The following is a 16,273-nucleotide window of genomic DNA, read 5'->3' on the forward strand; positions in this document are numbered from 1 at the left end:
CCCACGTCGCGGCGTGACGTCGACGACACGGGCAACGCCCGTCATCGATCTCATAGGAGCGTAACCGTTGTTCGGCACGTTTATGGAACGCATCGGCGTCGCCGCCCGTGGCGCGCTGCTGGTGCTGTCCTACCTGGTCATGCTCGTCGCGGGCGCCCTCGGCTGGGTGCCCGTCTTCGCCGTGGCCGGGCTGGCCGCCGTCGTCGGTGAGTTCGCCCTCTCCCGGTGGTCGCCGCCGTCGGACCTCCTGCTGGAGAAGGTCGGCCTCAACCGGGGCTACCGGCAGCTCAGCCGCGACCTGGCCACGGTGCTGCTGGTCGCCGCGACCGTCCGGCTGACCGCTATCGAGGTGACCTGGCTGCTGATCCTGCCGGCCGCGGTGTGGGTGATCGCGGTCTTCTCCGGCGCGCTCAACACGATGATCGACCGTCGTAACCCGATCTCCGCGCTGGTCCGCAACATCGAGCTGGGCCCGATCCGGTCCGCGCCGCGCCCGCCGCAGTGGGCGTCCGACCTCGCCGGCGTCCCGCTGGCGGTGGCGAACGTGCTGCTGATCCCGGCCGCCGTGGTGGCCGCGGTCCAGGAGGACGTCACCCCGGTCCTGGTCGTCGGCGCGGTGGCCGTCGTCGCCGCGGCGGCGGTCGGCGGGATCATCGCGCTGACCTGGCTGCGCGGCCGGGGCACCGGCAAGAGCCCGGTGCTGCCGGTGCTCCAGCGCTGGCTGGACAGCTACCGGCCCGAGGTGGCGCTCTACTTCGCCGGCCCCGCCAAGGACGTCTACCAGGCCAACATGTGGCTGGCCCCGACTGAGGCGCTGAACCAGCGCGGCATCGTGCTGATGCGCAGCAAGGAGGCCTTCCTCGAGCTGGCCGACACCCGGCTGCCGGTGGTCTGCGTACCGGCCGGGGTCGACTTCATGAACCTCGAACTGGGCACCGTCCGCGCCGCGCTCTACGCCGCGAACGTCGGCGCGAACATCCACATGCTCCGCGAGCCGGGCATGAAGCACGTCTTCGTCGGGCACGGCGACAGCGACAAGCAGGCCAGCGTCAACCCGTACAGCAAGGTGTACGACGAGGTGTGGGTCGCCGGCCTCGCCGGCCGGGAGCGCTACGCCCGGGCCGGTGTCGGCGTACGCGACGAGGACATCGTCGAGATCGGACGCCCGCAGCTCGCCGGCGTGCACACCTTCGGCGCGCCCGCCGAGGATCGGCCGTTCACCGTCCTCTACGCCCCCACCTGGGAGGGTTGGCTGGACGACGACCCGTACCACACCTCGGTGGTGCTGATGGGGGAGCGGATCGTCAAGGGACTGCTGGCCACCTCGCCCGCGGTCCGCCTGATCTACAAGCCGCACCCGCTGACCGGCTCCCGCTCCAAGGAGGCCAAGGCCGCGCACGAGCGGATCGTGTCGCTGGTCCGGGCAGCCGGCGGCGACGCCGACGCCACCTCGCTGGACGGCCCCGGCCACCGGGTGGTCACCGGCCGCGTCCCGGCGCTGTTCGACTGCTTCAACCAGACCGACCTGCTGATCAGCGACGTGTCCAGCGTGGTCTCCGACTTCGTGCAGAGCCAGCGGCCGTACGTGGTCGCCAACCCGAGCGGGCTGCCCGAGGACGAGTTCCGCCGGGAGTTCCCGACCTCGCGGGCGGCGTACCTGCTCTCGGTCGACTGCGGCGAACTGGAGAAGATCCTCGCGCTCACCCGCACCGGCGACGACCCGATGACCGAGGCCCGACGCGAGCTGAAGACCTACCTGCTCGGCCCGGCCGAGGCGAACCCGATGGACCGGTTCTCCGAGGAGATCGGGCGGCTCTGCCGCTGACCCAGCACACCACGAGGCCCGGGACGACGACTCGTCCCGGGCCTCGTCGGCTGCCGGCTCAGCGCAGCAGGTCGGCCACCGCCTCGGCGGCGGGCACGTCCGCCGGCAGTTCCGCGACGCCGGTGACCGCCGCCAGCGGCAGCGCGCCGTACAGGTGCGGGAACCGGGCGCCGCCGCGGGACGGCTCCCAGCGCAGGTCCTCGCCGAGGCGGTCCTCCTCGACGGTGAGCAGGGCCAGCCCGGTGGCGCCGGCGTAGTGCCGCCGGGCGGTCGCCACGATCTGGTCCGCCGCCGACAGGTGCAGGAACCCGTCCTGGCGGTCCAGGGCCGAGGCGGGGACGTACCCGTCGACCCCGGCCCGCGCCCACTCGTCGAGGGTCACCAGTTTGTAGATCATGACGGCAGCGTACGGCCCGCTCCGGCGGCCCCGGGGCCGGTCGAGCTGTCCGGTGGCCGGACCGGGCCTCCCGCCCGTCGCGCTCGTCTGCCACCATTCGCACGTCATCCGTACGACGAATGGGGGTCACCCGTGCGCATCCTGCTGGTCGAGGACGACCGTCGGGTGGCCGCCGCCCTCTCCTCGGCGCTGACCCGGCGCGGGTACGAGGTCGAGCACGCGGCCACCGTCGCCGCGGCCCTCTCCGCCGCCCCCTGCGACCTGGTGCTGCTGGACCTGACCCTGCCCGACGGGGACGGTACCGAGGTCTGTCGGGAGCTGCGCCGGCGCAGCAGCCAGCTCGGCATCATCGCGGTGACCGCCCGGGGCGAGGAACGCGACCGGGTGCTCGGCCTGCGGCTGGGCGCCGACGACTACGTGGTGAAGCCGTTCTCGATGGTGGAACTCCAGGCCCGGATAGAGGCGGTGCTGCGCCGCGCGTCGCACACCGCGCCGGAGCGGGACCTGATCGAGGCCGGCGCCGTGCGCATCGACGTCGCCGGCCGTACGGTCACCGTCGCCGGGCGGCCGGTGGCGCTGACCCGCAAGGAGTTCGACATCCTGCTCTCGCTGGCCCGCCAGCCCGGCGTCGCGGTCCCCCGGGACCGGATCCTGTTGGACGTCTGGGGCACCACCTGGGCCGACCGGCACACCGTCGAGGTGCACGTGGGCTCGCTGCGCGGCAAGCTCGGCGAGCCCCGCCTGGTGGAAACCGTGCGCGGGGTCGGCTACCGGCTCCGCGGCGAGTGAGGGGCGGCCGGTGCGTCGCCGACTGGTGATCAGCTACCTGCTGCTGATGGTGCTGGTGCTGCTGGCGTTGGAGACTCCGCTGGCGGCCACCCTCGCCTCCCGGGAGACCGACCGGGTCCGCGCCGACCGGCTCGCCGACGCGACCCGGTTCGCCTCGCTGGCCGGGCCGGCGCTGCGCGGCGGCGTGCCCGGACCGCTCAGCGGCGAACTGGCCGCCTACGAGGAGCTGTACGGCATCGGCGCGGCGGTGGTCGACCGGGACGGCCGTACCGTGGTGGTGTCGCCCGACTGGCGCGCCGGCCGGGACGCCCAGACGGCGCGCGACACGGCGCTGGCGGGCCAGCAGTTCAGCGGGCCGGAGGCGGTCTGGCCGTGGGTGGACGGCCCGCTGGTGGTGGCGGTGCCGATCAACGACGGTGGCGAGGTGCTCGGCGCGGTGGTCACCGCCACCCCGGCCGGCAAGGTCCGGCGCACGGTGACGGTCTGGTGGCTGCTGCTGGCCGGGATCGGCCTGCTCGCCGTGCTGGCCTGCGTCTCCACCGCGTTCGGGCTGGCCGGCTGGGTGCTGCGCCCGGTGACCGAGCTGGACGCGGTGACCCACGAGATCGCCGAGGGCGACGGGGGTGCGCGGGTGCAGCACCGGCTGGGCCCGCCCGAGTTGCGCCGCCTCGCGGCCAGCTTCAACAACATGGCCGACGCGGTCTCCGACGTGATGGACCGGCAGCGCGCGTTCGTCGCCCACGCCAGCCATCAGCTCCGCAACCCGCTGACCGCGCTGCGACTGCGGGTCGAGGAGCTGGGGCCGAGCCTGACCGACCCGGACGGCCGCGCCGAGCACCGGCTGGCGCTGGAGGAGACCGACCGGCTGGCGCTGGTGCTCGACGCCCTGCTCACCCTGGCCCGGGCGGAGCGGGAGGAGAACCAGCGGGTGACCGTGGACGCGGCGGAGGTCGCCGCCTCGCGGGTCGCCGCGTGGGAGCCGCTGGCCCGGCACCGCTCGGTGGCCCTCCGGCTGCGCGCCCATGGCCCGGCGTACGCCCGGACCGTGCCCACCGCCGTCGACCAGGCCCTCGACGCGCTGATCGACAACGCCGTGAAGTTCAGCGGGGCCGGGGGAGAGGTCACGGTGACCGTCCGGTACGCCGACGGCGGCACCGCCCTGGAGGTACGCGACACCGGGCCGGGCATGACGCCGGGCCAGCTCGACCAGGCCACCGAGCGGTTCTGGCGGGCGCCGGACGCGCAGAACATCGACGGCGCGGGGCTCGGGCTGACCATCGTCGCGGTGCTGGTGGACGCCTCCGACGGGCGGCTGACCATGCGGGCGGGGGAGCCGCGCGGCCTGGTCGCCGAGCTGTGGTTCCCGGCCCCCTGGGACGGCTCGACCAGCGGCGCCGAGGGACCGCCCGCCGCCCCCGACGGCCCGGCACCCGACGACCCACCACCGGGCCCGGGCGACCCGCCACCGGCGTTGGCCGCCATCGGGCCCAGCCCGGCGGACGCGCCGGTGCCGAAGCAGGTGGGCCCGGGGGACTCCGCCGAAGACATGGGCGTCGACGGGGCGCCGGCCGGGACCTGAGCCGGTCAGGGTTTGACGGAGCGGTACCAGCCCGCCGCGCCCGGGTGCAGCGGCAGCGGCGCGGTGGCGATCGCCGAGCGGGGGCTCATCCGGCCGGCCGCCGGATGGGCCGCGGCCAGCTCGGCCCGGCGCTCCATCAGCAGCCGGGTCACCTCCCGCACCAGCGGCTCCGGCAGGTCCGCCCGGACGATCAGGTAGTTCGGGTTGGCCACCGTGGTGACCGGGTCGAGGTGGTACACCGAGCGCGGGATGTCCCGCGACACGTACACCTCGCGGTAGCTGCGGCGCAGCGGCTCGGTCCACTCCCCGAGGTCGACGACCCGGGTGGCCGAGTCGGCCGTCAGCTCGCGCACCGCGCGCACCGGCAGCCCGCCCGAGAAGAAGAACGCGTCGATCTCGCCGGCCCGCAGCGCGGCCACCGAGTCGTCCAGGTTGAGGTGCTTCTGCTGGACCCGGTCGCCGCCGAGCCGGGCCACCTCCAGCAGCCGGGTCGCGGTGACCTCGGTGCCGGAGCCCGCCGCGCCCACCGACACCCGCCGACCGCGCAGGTCGGCGACCGTCCGGACCGGGCCGCCGGCGGTGGTGACCAGGTGCAGCAGGTCGTCGTAGACCCGGGCCACCGCGAGTACCGACGGCTGCGAGGCGGGGCCGGTGGGCAGCACGTCGGCCTGGGTGAAGCCGAGTTCGGCCGCACCCGCGCCGACCAGCCGCATGTTCTCGGCGGAGGCGGCGGTGACCACCACGCTGGCCCGCACCTCGGGCAGCTCCCGGTTGAGGATGGCGGCCAGCGACTGCCCGAAGGCGTGGTACACGGCCGTCGCGCTGCCGGTGGCGATCCGGATCGGCACCGGCTCGGGCGGGGAATCGCGGCAGGCGCCCCGCCCGCCCACCGACACGAGCAGCAGCATCAGCAGCGCCGCCGGGGCGGCGGCACGCCGCCGGCCGGAGACAGACCAGCAACGACTCACGCGCAGCACTCTGCGCCGCGCACCGCCCCGGGCGCAAGCCCGCCCGGTCGGCGTACCGGGTCAGCGGGCCGGGGCGAGCGCCGCGCGGTCCATGATCCGGAGCCGGTCCGGGCCGTCGGCGACGCTGACCACGAAGCAGCCGGCGCCCGGCCGCAGCAGGGCCGGCACGTCCAGCAGGGCGGAGCTACGGACCAGCACGGAGGCCAACTCCCGGTCGGTCAGCCGGATCCCCAGGATGTGCCGGCGCACGTGCCGGCCGCCGGCCAGCAGCGCCGACCGCCAGGCCGCCGCGGCCAGCCGGGACCGCCAGGCCGCCCGGGCCGTCGACGCGCCGGGGGCCGGCCCGCCCAGCAGCTCACGGCGGCCCCGCCGCCAGCCCGACTCACGCAGCTCCGCGTACGCCGCCCGGTGTTCCCGGGGCACGTGCAGCCGGTGCAGCTCGTAGCGGCGGCGCAGGCCACCGCTGACCACCTCGTGCTCCACCGGTACGGCCAGGCGGTTGAGCAGTTGCCGCATCCGCAGCGCGGCGTCCTCCCGGTTGAACTCCACCGGCCGGTACGGCTCGATCGGGCCGCGCTCGGCGGCGGGTGGGGGCGTGCAGCGGACCAGGCAGGCCACCTCGAACGCGTCGCCCAGGGTGAGCCAGTCCATCGGCGGCGGGGGCGGCGGAACGGGGGGCCGGTCGAGCAGGGTGGGTTGCGGGGCCATCGGACCGCTCCTTGTCGGCGTCGGGGGTCCCCATACCGTCACCCGCGCGCGGGCCGGGTTCCACCGATCCGGCCCAGCCTTGAGGAAATCTTGCGCTCGTCAGAGCTCGGTGACCACCACGTCGAGCTGCCGGGGGCGTCCGGGCGGCGTCGGCTGCTCATCGACCGTGTACTTGAGGTCACGCAGCGCGGTGACCAGCCCGGCGGCGGTGCGCGGCCGGGCCCCGGCCACCAGCAGGTCGCGGACCAGCCGGCCCTTGGTGGCCTTGTTGAAGTGGCTGACCACGCTGCGGGTCGGCCCGGCCGGCGTCTCCCGCTCGTGCAGCACCCGCACCGTCACCGTGCGGCCGGCCTGCTCGCCGCGCGGCGCCCAGGTCGCGGCGTAGGCGCCGGAGCGCAGGTCCAGCACCGGCCCGTCGCCGGCCGCCGCCGCCATCGCCGGGGCCAACTCCCGACGCCAGTACGCCGACAGCGCCCCCACGCCCGGCAGCTTCGCCCCGATCGGGCAGCGGTATGGCGGGATCCGGTCGGTGAGGCGTACCGCGCCCCAGAGGCCGGAGCTGATCAGCACGGTCCGGCGCGCCGCCCGCTGTGCCGGGGCCGGCAGCGAGGCCAGGTCGAGCGCCTCGTAGAGCACCCCGGTGTAGACCTGCCCCGCCGGTGCGGTCGCCGCCCGGTCCAGCCGCGCGTTGCGGGCCAGCTCGCCCCGCTGCCCGGCGCTGAGCCCGAGGGCGGCCAGCGCCGCCGCCTCGTCGCCGCCGCTGAGCGCGATCAGCGCGGCCAGCACCTCCTGGCGGGCGGGGGTCAGCTCGGGCAGGGAGAGCCGGGTCAGGTCGAGCCGCCGGCCCGTGCCGGCGTCGGCCTTCCCCTCGGAGGGCGGCAGCAGGATGAGCACGCCGCCAGCGTACGGGCCGGGGTCAGCGCCACGGCCGCACGGCGGTCGGCGGGTGGTACACGCGATATCCGGCCACCTCCACCAGGGCGGCGGCGTCGGCCTGCTCGCCGAGCAGGCGTCGTAGCCGCCGGTCCGCCGCGGAGCCGACCTCCACCACGTACCCGGGCCGCTCCGCCCGGCCGACCTGCTCCCAGTACGGTCGGTAGCGGTTCTGCCCGGGGGTGAGTGCGCCGTCGAGCACCGCGCAGACCACCCGCTCGCCGGTGGCGAAGGTCAGCCGGTTGCAGGTCCAGTAGTCGCCGTACACCTCGCGCAGCCCGGTCCGGCGCATCGCGTCGGCCAGCTCCCGCGCCTGCCGCTCCTCGTCCTGGGCCGCCTCCGTCCCGGTCAGGAAGAGCCCGGTGGCCACCACGGCGGTGGCGGCCAGCCCGGCGAGCACGGCGGTCGCGGTCGCCCCGGCCAGCCGGCCCGCCGCACCGACCGTGCCTCGCCAGCAGGCCACCGCCGCCGCCCAGAGCGGCCAGAGCACCGCGGGCAGGGAGAGCTGGAGCACCGACAGGTAGCGGGCGTTGCCCAGCGGGTCCGTCACGGTGAGCGGACTGCGGACGTACGCGAGCAGGGTCAGCGCCGCGCCGGCGACCAGGGTGAGCTGCGCGACCGGCCGGACCCGCCGGGCCGTGGGCAGGCCGGCGGTCCGGCGGTACGCGACCACCGCGAGCAGCGCCGCGACCGCCAGCAGCATCGGGTAGAGCACACCGAACCACTCCTGCCAGCGGGCGCAGCCGGTGATCGGGCAGAGCCCGGTGGCCAGCGGCACCCCCTCCAGCAGGCCGCCGCGCACCCGGAGCGACCACGGCGGCGGCGGGCCCCCGGTGGAGTTGATCTCATGGAGCACCGACAGCGAGTCCGACCCGGGCGGCGCGACCAGGTTGTCCCAGATCATCGGCGCCACCCCGACGACGAAACCGGCCACCAGCAGCAGCCCCGGCCAGCCGAGCAGGTCCCGGCGGGCGGCGTAGAGCAGCAGCAGCCCGGCCACCGCCAGGTACGGCACGATCAGCCAGTCCGACCAGAGCGCCAGCCCGGCCAGCAGCCCGGCCAGGCCGATCGCGGCCCACCGGCGCCGCACCCGGTCCTGGGCCAGCGCCACCGCGATCAGCAGCATCGCCAGCACCGCCGGTTTCACCTCGGGCCGGCCGCCCACCACGGTCAACTGGTCGCGCACCACCCGTTCCGTGCCGAGCGCCAGCAGACCCACCACGAAGGTGGCGAACCAGGGCGAGTAGAGCCGACGGGTCAGCCGGTACGACAACCACAGGAAGAGCGCGTACAGCGCCAGCAGCGGCAGCCGCAGCACCGGCCAGCTCGGCCCGAACAGCGCCACCAGCGGCGCGGCCAGGTACGCCTCCACCATGCCCATGTAGTGCTGCCCGTACAGGAACACCGGGCGCTCCCGGCCGGCGGCGATGTGCAGGGCAGCGAGCCCGAAGGTGGCCTCGTCGCTGTTCGACGGGGGCACGGTCAGCAGGGTCAGCACCAGCCGGTAACCCACCCCGACCGCCCCGAGCAGCAGCGCGACGAGCGCCGGCCGGTCGAGCCGCGGCCGCTCCGCGTGGTCCTGCGATGTCGACACGACCAACGCCCCCGTCGTCGTCCCGACCGGAGTGTTTCACGCCGTACCGGACGCCCGGGGCGGATCCCGGGAGCCGGGCATCTCTCGCGTGGCCGCTTCCGCCCACGTGTGGCAGGGTTGCAGCGTGCCACCCACTCCCGCAGGCCAGCTGGCCGTACCGAACCTGCACCGAGCCGCGCGGCTCGAGGACGCCGTGCACCAGCTGGTGGAGCGTCGCCTGCGCCGCACCGGCTGGCAGGCCAACATCGTCGCGTACGCCGGCTACGGCGCGCCGGGCTGGGCGCGGGTGCTCTGCCGGGTGCTGCTCGGCCGCCCGGACACCCGGCAGCGGGGCCGGCTGGACAAGGTACGCGGGTGGCGCAGCTTCACCACCCTGCCGGCCAAGCACGTCAAGGTGACCATCGAGGCGGGTGGGGTCACCCACGAGGCGCAGGCCGACCGCAGCGGCTTCGTCGACACCCTCGTCGAGGGCGACTTCACCCCCGGCTGGTCCTCGGTCCGCCTCAGCGTCGCCGACGCCGAGCCGGCCGAGGCGTTGGTGCGGATCCTCGACCCGGAGGTCCGGTTCGGCATCCTCTCCGACATCGACGACACGGTCATGGTGACCGCGCTGCCCCGACCGCTGCTCGCCGCCTGGAACACCTTCGTGCTGGACGAGCACGCCCGGGCCGCGGTGCCCGGCATGGCGGTGCTCTACGAGCGGCTGGCCACCGCCCACCCGGGTGCGCCGGTCTTCTATCTCTCCACCGGCGCGTGGAACGTCGCGCCGACGCTGACCCGGTTCCTCTCCCGGCATCTCTACCCGGCCGGCCCGCTGCTGCTGACCGACTGGGGGCCGACCGCCGACCGGTGGTTCCGCAGCGGCCGGGAGCACAAGCGGGCCACCCTGGCCCGGCTGGCCCGGGAGTTCCCCGAGGTGCGCTGGCTGCTGATCGGCGACGACGGGCAGCACGACCAGGAGATCTACCGCGAGTTCGCCGCCGCCCACCCGGACAACGTCGCCGGAGTGGCGATCCGCCGCCTCTCGCCGACCCAGTCGGTGCTGGCCGGTAGCCTGCCCGCCCCGGCCGGCCAGTCCTCCTCCTCGGGGCCGGTGGGGCAGAAGTGGCTCTCCGCGCCGGACGGCGCCGGGCTCTGGCAGCTGATGCGGGACGCGGGCCTGGTCTGACGTACGCCCGACCAGGCCGCGCCCACCGCGTCGGTCCTAGTCGGTGCGTGACCCGCTGACCGTGCCGGCCCTGCGACCGTCGGCACCCGCACCCGCACCCGTGTCGGCCGTCCCGCCGTCGGCGGCGGACCCGCCGGACTTCTCCCCCGCTGCGTCGGCGCAGCCCGGCGCACTCGGATCGGCCACCATGTAGACCGAACCGGCGCCGCCCGCACCCTTGTCCTCGGATCCGGCCTGGTCCTGCGCTCCGGCCTGGTCCTCGGCTCCGGCTTGGTCGTGTGCCCCGGCTTGGTCGTTGGCTCCGGCCTGGTCCTGTGCCCCGGCCTGGTCGTTGGCTCCGGCCTGGTCTTCTGCGCCGCTCTGGTCGTGGGCGCCAGCCTGATTCTCGGCTCCGGCCTGGTTCTGTGCGTCGGCCTGGTTGTCGGCCTCGTTCTGGTTCCCGGCTTCGTTCTGGTTCTGTGCACCGGCCTCGTTCTGCGCCTGGTCCTCGGCGGCGGCCTGGTCGCGCGCCGCCTGCCGGGCCGCCCGCACCTGCTGCACGATCGCCCGCAGTTGTTGGATCCGGACGCGGATCTGCTGGATCCGGTTGGCGATCTGCCCGCCGGCATTCGCCGCCTTCTGGCCGCCAGCGTTTCCGGCCTTCTGGCCTGCGTTCCCGGCCTTCTGGCCGCCGGCGTTCCCCGCCCGCTGGCCGGCGGCCTGCTCGGCGCCCGCCTCCTGCCCGCCGGCCTCCTGCTCACCTGCGGCCTGCTGTCCGCCGGCCGCCTGCTGCCCTGCGCCCTGTTCCTCGCCGGCCTGCTGCCCACCGGCCCCCTGCTCTCCGGCGCCGGCCTGCTGGCCAGCCCCGGCGGCCTCGATGATGTCGGCGATCTGCCCGAGCAGCCCACCCACAGCGTCGATGATCCCGGCCGCCCGCGCCGCGCCGCCGACGGCCGCCGCGCCTGCGCCGGGAGCCGCGTCACCGCCGGCTGCTGCGTCGCCGCCGGCTGCTGCGTCGCCGCCGGCTGCTGCGTCGCCGCCGGCTGCTGCGTCGCCGCCGGCTGCTGCGTCGCCGCCGGCTGCTGCGTCGCCGCCGGGAGCCGCGTCGCCGCCAGGAGCAGCCTTCCCGGCCTGGGCCTGCTGCGCACCCTGCACGATGTCGCGGGCGGCGCCGAAGATTCCGTCGAGCCGCTGCACCCGGGCCTGGGTCGCCTGCGGGTCGGCGAGCTGGCCGGTCCGCTTCCCGGTCAGCTGCTCGGTGATCGCCCACGCCTGGTCCAGGCGGGTGGCCATGGCCACCTCCCACGGGACCATCGGGCAGGCGGCCCCGGCGACGTCCACGTCGCCGTCACAGCCAGCGGCGGCGCGGCGCTGCTGGATCAGGTCGACCACGGCCTGCCGGTTGGCGATCCGCGCCGGCGAGTTGGCGTCCGGATTCTGCCGCTGTCCGGCGATGAAGGTCAGGTTGTTGCGCAGGGCCGTGTCCAGGCCCTGGCAGTTCTCCGCCGCCTGACCGGTCCCGGTCGCGACCGCGAACGCCGCGCCGGCCGTCACCGCCAGCGCGACCCCGCCGGCGATCTTCCGCTGACGGGACGAGCCCGTCATCCTTCGTCTGCTCGTCGTGCCCCTGCTCCACGCCATCGAAGCTCCTCCGCCTCGTCGTCACGGTGTCCGGCATCCGATGCGGGATACGGCGGCGACTGCGGAGACGGTTCACGCCCAGGCACGGCGACGACGCAGGTTTCGACGCAGGGTGATGGTTGGGGCGGCTTCGGCTACTGGCAGTAGTGCATGGCCGGTCGATGCGCCGGTGAGTGATATGACTCTGAGGCATATTTATGACTCACAGGCATATCGCTCACCACGAACATGTCTCCCCGGCGGCGACCTGACCAGCCGGCCCGCGAGCTGACCAACCGGCCCGCGACCTGACCAGCTGGCCCGCGAGCTGACCAAGCGAACGCGAGCCGACCAATCGGCCCGCGAGCCGACCGACCGGCCCGCGACCCGGCGCCAATCAACCCGCGATCATGCCGACTGTCCAGCGACAGGGCGACGAGGGCGACGAGGGCGACGACCCGCGGCGATCCGCGGGGACGCGGGCGGGACACGGCCAACCGGCCCGGGAACAGCCCGGTCAGTCGCGGCGGAGCCAGAGCACGCCCAGCGGCGGGACCCGCAGCGGCACCGAGGCCGCCATCCCGTGCCACGGCACGTCCTGCGCGTGTACCGCGCCGAGGTTGCCGACCCCGGAGCCGCCGTAGTGGTGGGCGTCGGTGTTGATCACCTCGGTCCAGGTGCCGCCGGCCGGCAACCCGATCCGGTAGTCCTCCAGCGGCAGCGCGGAGAAGTTCGCCACGCAGACCAGCGTGGCGCCGTCGGGGGCGATCCGGACGAACGAGACGGTGTTGTGGGCGACGTCGTCGCCGGCGATCCACCGGAAGCCGGCCGGGTCGGTGTCCTGCGCCCAGAGCGCCGGCGTCGCCCGGTAGACCGTGTTCAGGTCCCCGACGAGGCGTTGCACGCCGGCCCGGGCGGGGTCGTGGGTCAGGTACCAGTCGAGGCCGCGCTCCTCGCTCCACTCTCGGTCGTCGGCCAGCTCGCAGCCCATGAAGAGCAGTTGCTTGCCCGGGTGCGCCCACATGTACGCCAGCAGCGCCCGCACGTTGGCCAGCCGCTGCCAGGTGTCGCCGGGCATCTTGGCGGCGAGCGAACCCTTGCCGTGCACCACCTCGTCGTGGCTGATCGGCAGCACGTAGTTCTCGCTCCAGGCGTACGCCAGGGAGAAGGTGAGCTGATGGTGGTGGTGCTGGCGGTAGATCGGGTTCTTGGAGGTGTAGAGCAGGGTGTCGTGCATCCAGCCCATGTTCCACTTGAACCCGAAGCCGAGCCCGCCGTCGGCGGTCGGCCGGGTCACCCCGGGCCAGGCGGTGGACTCCTCGGCGATCATCACCACCCCGGCGTGGTGCTTGTAGACGGTCGCGTTGACCTCCTGCAGGAACGCGATCGCCTCCAGGTTCTCCCGGCCGCCGCGCACGTTCGGGGCCCACTGCCCCTCCTGGCGGGAGTAGTCCAGGTAGAGCATCGAGGCGACCGCGTCCACCCGCAGGCCGTCGACGTGGAACTCCTCGCACCAGTAGAGCGCGTTGGCGACCAGGAAGTTGCGCACCTCGTGGCGGCCGAAGTCGAAGACGTACGTGCCCCAGTCCGGGTGCTCGCCGCGCCGCGGGTCGCGGTGCTCGTACAGCGGGGTGCCGTCGAAGCGGGCCAGTGCCCACTCGTCCTTGGGGAAGTGCGCCGGCACCCAGTCCAGGATCACGCCGATCCCGGCGCGGTGCAGCGTGTCGACGAGGTACCGGAAGTCGTCCGGGTCGCCGAAGCGCGAGGTCGGCGCGAAGTAGCCGGTGACCTGGTACCCCCAGGACCCGCCGAACGGGTGCTCCATTACCGGCAGGAACTCCACGTGGGTGAAGCCCATCTCGGTGACGTACGCGGTCAGCTCCTCGGCCAGTTCCCGGTAACCCAGGCCGGGCCGCCAGGAGCCGAGGTGCACCTCGTACACGCTCATCGGCTCCTGGTGCGGCTGCCGCCGCGCCCGCCGCTCCAGCCAGGCGGCGTCCGACCACTCGTACGTCGAGTGGTGCACCACCGAGGCCGTGGCCGGCGGCACCTCCGCGTACGCGGCCAGCGGGTCGGCCTTGTCCCGCCACCGCCCGTCGGCGCCGAGGACCCGGTATTTGTAGCGGGCCCCGATTCGCGCCTGCGGCACGAAGATCTCCCAGACACCACTGGAGCCGAGCGAGCGCATCGGCCAGCCGTCGTCCGGGCCCCAGCCGGTGAAGTCGCCGACCACCCGCACGCCCCGGGCGTTCGGCGCCCACACCGAGAACGCCACGCCCTCGTCGAAGACCCGCGCGCCGAGCGCCTCCCAGAGCCGCTCGTGGCGCCCCTCGCCGATCAGGTGCAGGTCCAGCTCGCCGATGGTCGGCGGGTAGCGGTACGGGTCGTCGGTGACCTGCCCGTCGGCCTCGATCCGGTAGTCGAGCACGGTGCCCTCGACCCGGGTCTCGAAGACGCCGACGTCGTGCACCCGCTTCATCGGGTGCCGCTCCTCGCCGACCAGCAGCATCACGTCGCCGGCGCCCCGGCGCATCGCGCGGATCGTGGTCCACCCGTCGGCGGGGTGCGCGCCGAGCAGGGCGTGCGGGTCGTGGGTCTCGCCGGCGATCAGCTGGTCCATCGCGCGTCCTCCGGGGCGGGAGCGGTCGGGGCGGTGCCGCCCGAAACGTCGGTCGGCACGTCGGCGACGGTGAGGTCGGCCGGGGCGTGCCCGGTGGGCTCCGCCGCGGCCGCGGCGGCCGGGCGGCGCACCGTCAACACGTGGGCGGGCTGAAGATACGGGTCGAGGCGGACGGCGTTGCGCTGCCCCCACTCGTAGCGGGCGCCGGTCAGCTCGTCGTGGACGGTGAACCGCTCGTGCCAGTCGAGGCCGAGGGCGGGCATGTCGAGGGTGGTGTTGCCCCACTGCACGCCGCGGGAGTCGAACGAGCAGACCACGATGACGGTGTTGCCGCTGTCCGGGTCGTGTTTGGACCAGCAGAGCAGCGCCGGGTTGTCGATGTCGTGGAAGCGCAGGTTGCGCAGCTGGTGCAGGGCGGGGTTGTCCCGGCGTACCCGGTTGAGGGTGGCGATGAACGGCGCCAGCGAGCGGCCCTGCGCCTGCGCGCCGGCCCAGTCCCGGGGGCGCAGCTCGTACTTCTCGTTGTCCAGGTACTCCTCGGCGCCGGGGCGGGCGACGTGCTCGAAGAGCTCGAACCCGGCGTACACGCCCCAGGAGGGGGAGAGCAGCGCGGCCAGCACCGCCCGGATCTTGAACATCGGCGGTCCGCCGTGCTGCAACGAGGAGTGCAGGATGTCCGGGGTGTTGGGCCAGAAGTTCGGTCGCATGTAGTCGGCCGCGGCGACCAGCTCCTCGCAGTACGCCCGCATCTCCGCCGCCGACGTGCGCCAGGTGAAGTACGTGTACGACTGGGTGAAGCCGATCTTGCCCAACCCGTGCATGATGGCCGGCCGGGTGAACGCCTCGGCGAGGAAGAGCACGTCCGGGTCGACCTTCTTGACCTCGGCGATCAGCCAGTGCCAGAAGTCGAACGGCTTGGTGTGCGGGTTGTCCACCCGGAAGATCCGGATTCCCTCGCCGACCCAGTGCAGCACCACCCGTAGCACCTCGGCCCGGATCCCCTCCGGGTCGTTGTCGAAGTTCAGCGGGTAGATGTCCTGGTACTTCTTCGGCGGGTTCTCCGCGTACGCGATGCTGCCGTCGGCCCGAGTGGTGAACCACTCCGGGTGCTCGGTCACCCAGGGGTGGTCCGGCGCGCACTGCAACGCCAGGTCCATCGCCACCTCCAGGCCCTGCTCGGCGGCGGCCGCGACGAAGTCGCGGAAGTCCTCCGGCGTACCCAGGTCGGGGTGGATGGCGTCGTGGCCGCCCTCGGCGGCGCCGATCGCCCACGGCGAGCCCACGTCGTCGGGCCCGGCGGTGAGCGAGTTGTTGGGGCCCTTGCGGTTGACCCGGCCGATCGGGTGGATCGGCGGCAGGTAGAGCACGTCGAAGCCCATCGCCGCGACGCCCGGAAGCCGTTCCATCGCGGTGGCGAAGGTGCCCGAGCGGGCCGGGGAGTCGACGGTGGCCGGGATCGCGCCCTCGGAGCGGGGGAAGAACTCGTACCAGGCGGAGAAGAGCGCGCGGGGGCGGTCCACCCAGAGCCGGTACTCCTCGCCGGTGGTGACCAGCTCGCGCACCGGGTGCTCCCAGAGCAGGTCGGCCAGCTCCAGCGCCGGGGCGACCCGGCGGGGCAGGTCCAGCTCGGTGTCGCGCAGCGCGGCCACGGCGGCCTTCACCCGCACGACGTCGGCGGCCGGCACCAGTTCGGCCGCCGCCGTCAGCACGCGGGCGCCCTCGGCGAGGTCGTTGGCCAGGTCCGCCGGCCCCTGCCCGGCGGCGATCTTCTTGGTCACCGCGTTCTGCCAGGTGAGGTAGGGGTCTCCGAACGCCTCGACGGTGAAGACCCAGTCGCCGACCGCGTCGGGCCGGATGGCGGCGTGCCAGGTGTCCTGGCCCGGCTCGCCGGGGCGCATCCGGGTGAAGGGTCGCGCCGCGCCGTCCGGGCCGAGCCAGACCACGTTGCAGCCGAGCGCGTCGTGCCCCTCCCGGTAGGCGCGGGCCGACACGGGCATCATCTCGCCGACCACCGCCTTGGCCGGATAGCGACCGCAGGCGACGACGGGGGAGACGTCTTCGATCGGGAACCGTCCGCTCACCCCGCCAACCTA

At 74.5% G+C, this 16,273-nt stretch carries 11 protein-coding genes and 1 pseudogene; 4 read left to right on the forward strand and 8 right to left on the reverse strand.

Annotated features, from left to right (window positions below; genetic code table 11):
• The first annotated feature begins 67 nt into the window (after positions 1-67).
• Positions 68-1,825: a CDP-glycerol glycerophosphotransferase family protein gene (locus tag KBX37_RS07210; protein ID WP_374103681.1), complete on the forward strand. Its 1,758-nt coding sequence runs from the start codon at positions 68-70 to the stop codon at positions 1,823-1,825.
• 58 nt (positions 1,826-1,883) lie between these two features.
• Here the strand turns inward: KBX37_RS07210 and KBX37_RS07215 are convergent, their stop codons facing one another.
• Positions 1,884-2,222 (reverse strand): DUF952 domain-containing protein, encoded by a 339-nt coding sequence (locus KBX37_RS07215; RefSeq protein ID WP_210775138.1) that lies wholly within the window; start codon positions 2,220-2,222, stop codon positions 1,884-1,886.
• 132 nt (positions 2,223-2,354) lie between these two features.
• On the opposite strand from KBX37_RS07215, the gene KBX37_RS07220 reads away from it, so the two are divergent.
• Together KBX37_RS07220 and KBX37_RS07225 are read left to right on the forward strand one after the other, a co-directional pair.
• Complete coding sequence (locus KBX37_RS07220) at positions 2,355-3,011, forward strand: response regulator transcription factor (protein ID WP_210775139.1); 657 nt, start codon at positions 2,355-2,357, stop codon at positions 3,009-3,011.
• Positions 3,012-3,021: 10 nt separating this feature from the next.
• Positions 3,022-4,490: pseudogene (locus KBX37_RS07225) on the forward strand (ATP-binding protein); the annotation flags it as partial.
• Between the two features lie 105 nt (positions 4,491-4,595).
• Here KBX37_RS07225 and KBX37_RS07230 read toward each other — a convergent pair.
• The 4 genes from KBX37_RS07230 to KBX37_RS07245 all read right to left on the reverse strand — a co-directional run bounded on the left by KBX37_RS07230 (position 4,596) and on the right by KBX37_RS07245 (position 8,799).
• Complete coding sequence (locus tag KBX37_RS07230; protein ID WP_374103682.1) at positions 4,596-5,558, reverse strand: TAXI family TRAP transporter solute-binding subunit; 963 nt, start codon at positions 5,556-5,558, stop codon at positions 4,596-4,598.
• Positions 5,559-5,618: 60 nt separating this feature from the next.
• The gene (locus KBX37_RS07235) at positions 5,619-6,266 is read right to left on the reverse strand and encodes a hypothetical protein (protein WP_210775140.1); all 648 of its coding nucleotides are present in this window, start codon (positions 6,264-6,266) and stop codon (positions 5,619-5,621) included.
• A gap of 99 nt (positions 6,267-6,365) precedes the next feature.
• A complete protein-coding gene (gene yaaA, locus KBX37_RS07240; protein ID WP_210775141.1) occupies positions 6,366-7,160 on the reverse strand; it encodes a peroxide stress protein YaaA in 795 nt (264 codons plus the stop codon).
• Between the two features lie 22 nt (positions 7,161-7,182).
• Positions 7,183-8,799: a hypothetical protein gene (locus tag KBX37_RS07245; RefSeq protein ID WP_247657214.1), complete on the reverse strand. Its 1,617-nt coding sequence runs from the start codon at positions 8,797-8,799 to the stop codon at positions 7,183-7,185.
• A gap of 118 nt (positions 8,800-8,917) precedes the next feature.
• Between KBX37_RS07245 and KBX37_RS07250 the strand changes: the two genes are divergently transcribed.
• Positions 8,918-9,961: an App1 family protein gene (locus tag KBX37_RS07250; protein ID WP_210775143.1), complete on the forward strand. Its 1,044-nt coding sequence runs from the start codon at positions 8,918-8,920 to the stop codon at positions 9,959-9,961.
• Positions 9,962-9,997: 36 nt separating this feature from the next.
• Here the strand turns inward: KBX37_RS07250 and KBX37_RS07255 are convergent, their stop codons facing one another.
• The 3 genes from KBX37_RS07255 to KBX37_RS07265 form a co-directional block, all read right to left on the reverse strand.
• Positions 9,998-11,545 (reverse strand): hypothetical protein, encoded by a 1,548-nt coding sequence (locus tag KBX37_RS07255; RefSeq protein ID WP_210775144.1) that lies wholly within the window; start codon positions 11,543-11,545, stop codon positions 9,998-10,000.
• 532 nt (positions 11,546-12,077) lie between these two features.
• Complete coding sequence (gene glgB, locus KBX37_RS07260; protein ID WP_210775145.1) at positions 12,078-14,180, reverse strand: 1,4-alpha-glucan branching protein GlgB; 2,103 nt, start codon at positions 14,178-14,180, stop codon at positions 12,078-12,080.
• Positions 14,168-16,261: an alpha-1,4-glucan--maltose-1-phosphate maltosyltransferase gene (locus KBX37_RS07265; protein ID WP_210775146.1), complete on the reverse strand. Its 2,094-nt coding sequence runs from the start codon at positions 16,259-16,261 to the stop codon at positions 14,168-14,170. The genes glgB and KBX37_RS07265 overlap by 13 nt, the downstream gene beginning before the upstream one ends.
• Positions 16,262-16,273 lie beyond the last annotated feature (12 nt).

The sequence above is a fragment of the Micromonospora sp. U56 genome (assembly GCF_018070095.1).
Lineage (GTDB): Bacteria > Actinomycetota > Actinomycetes > Mycobacteriales > Micromonosporaceae > Micromonospora > Micromonospora purpureochromogenes.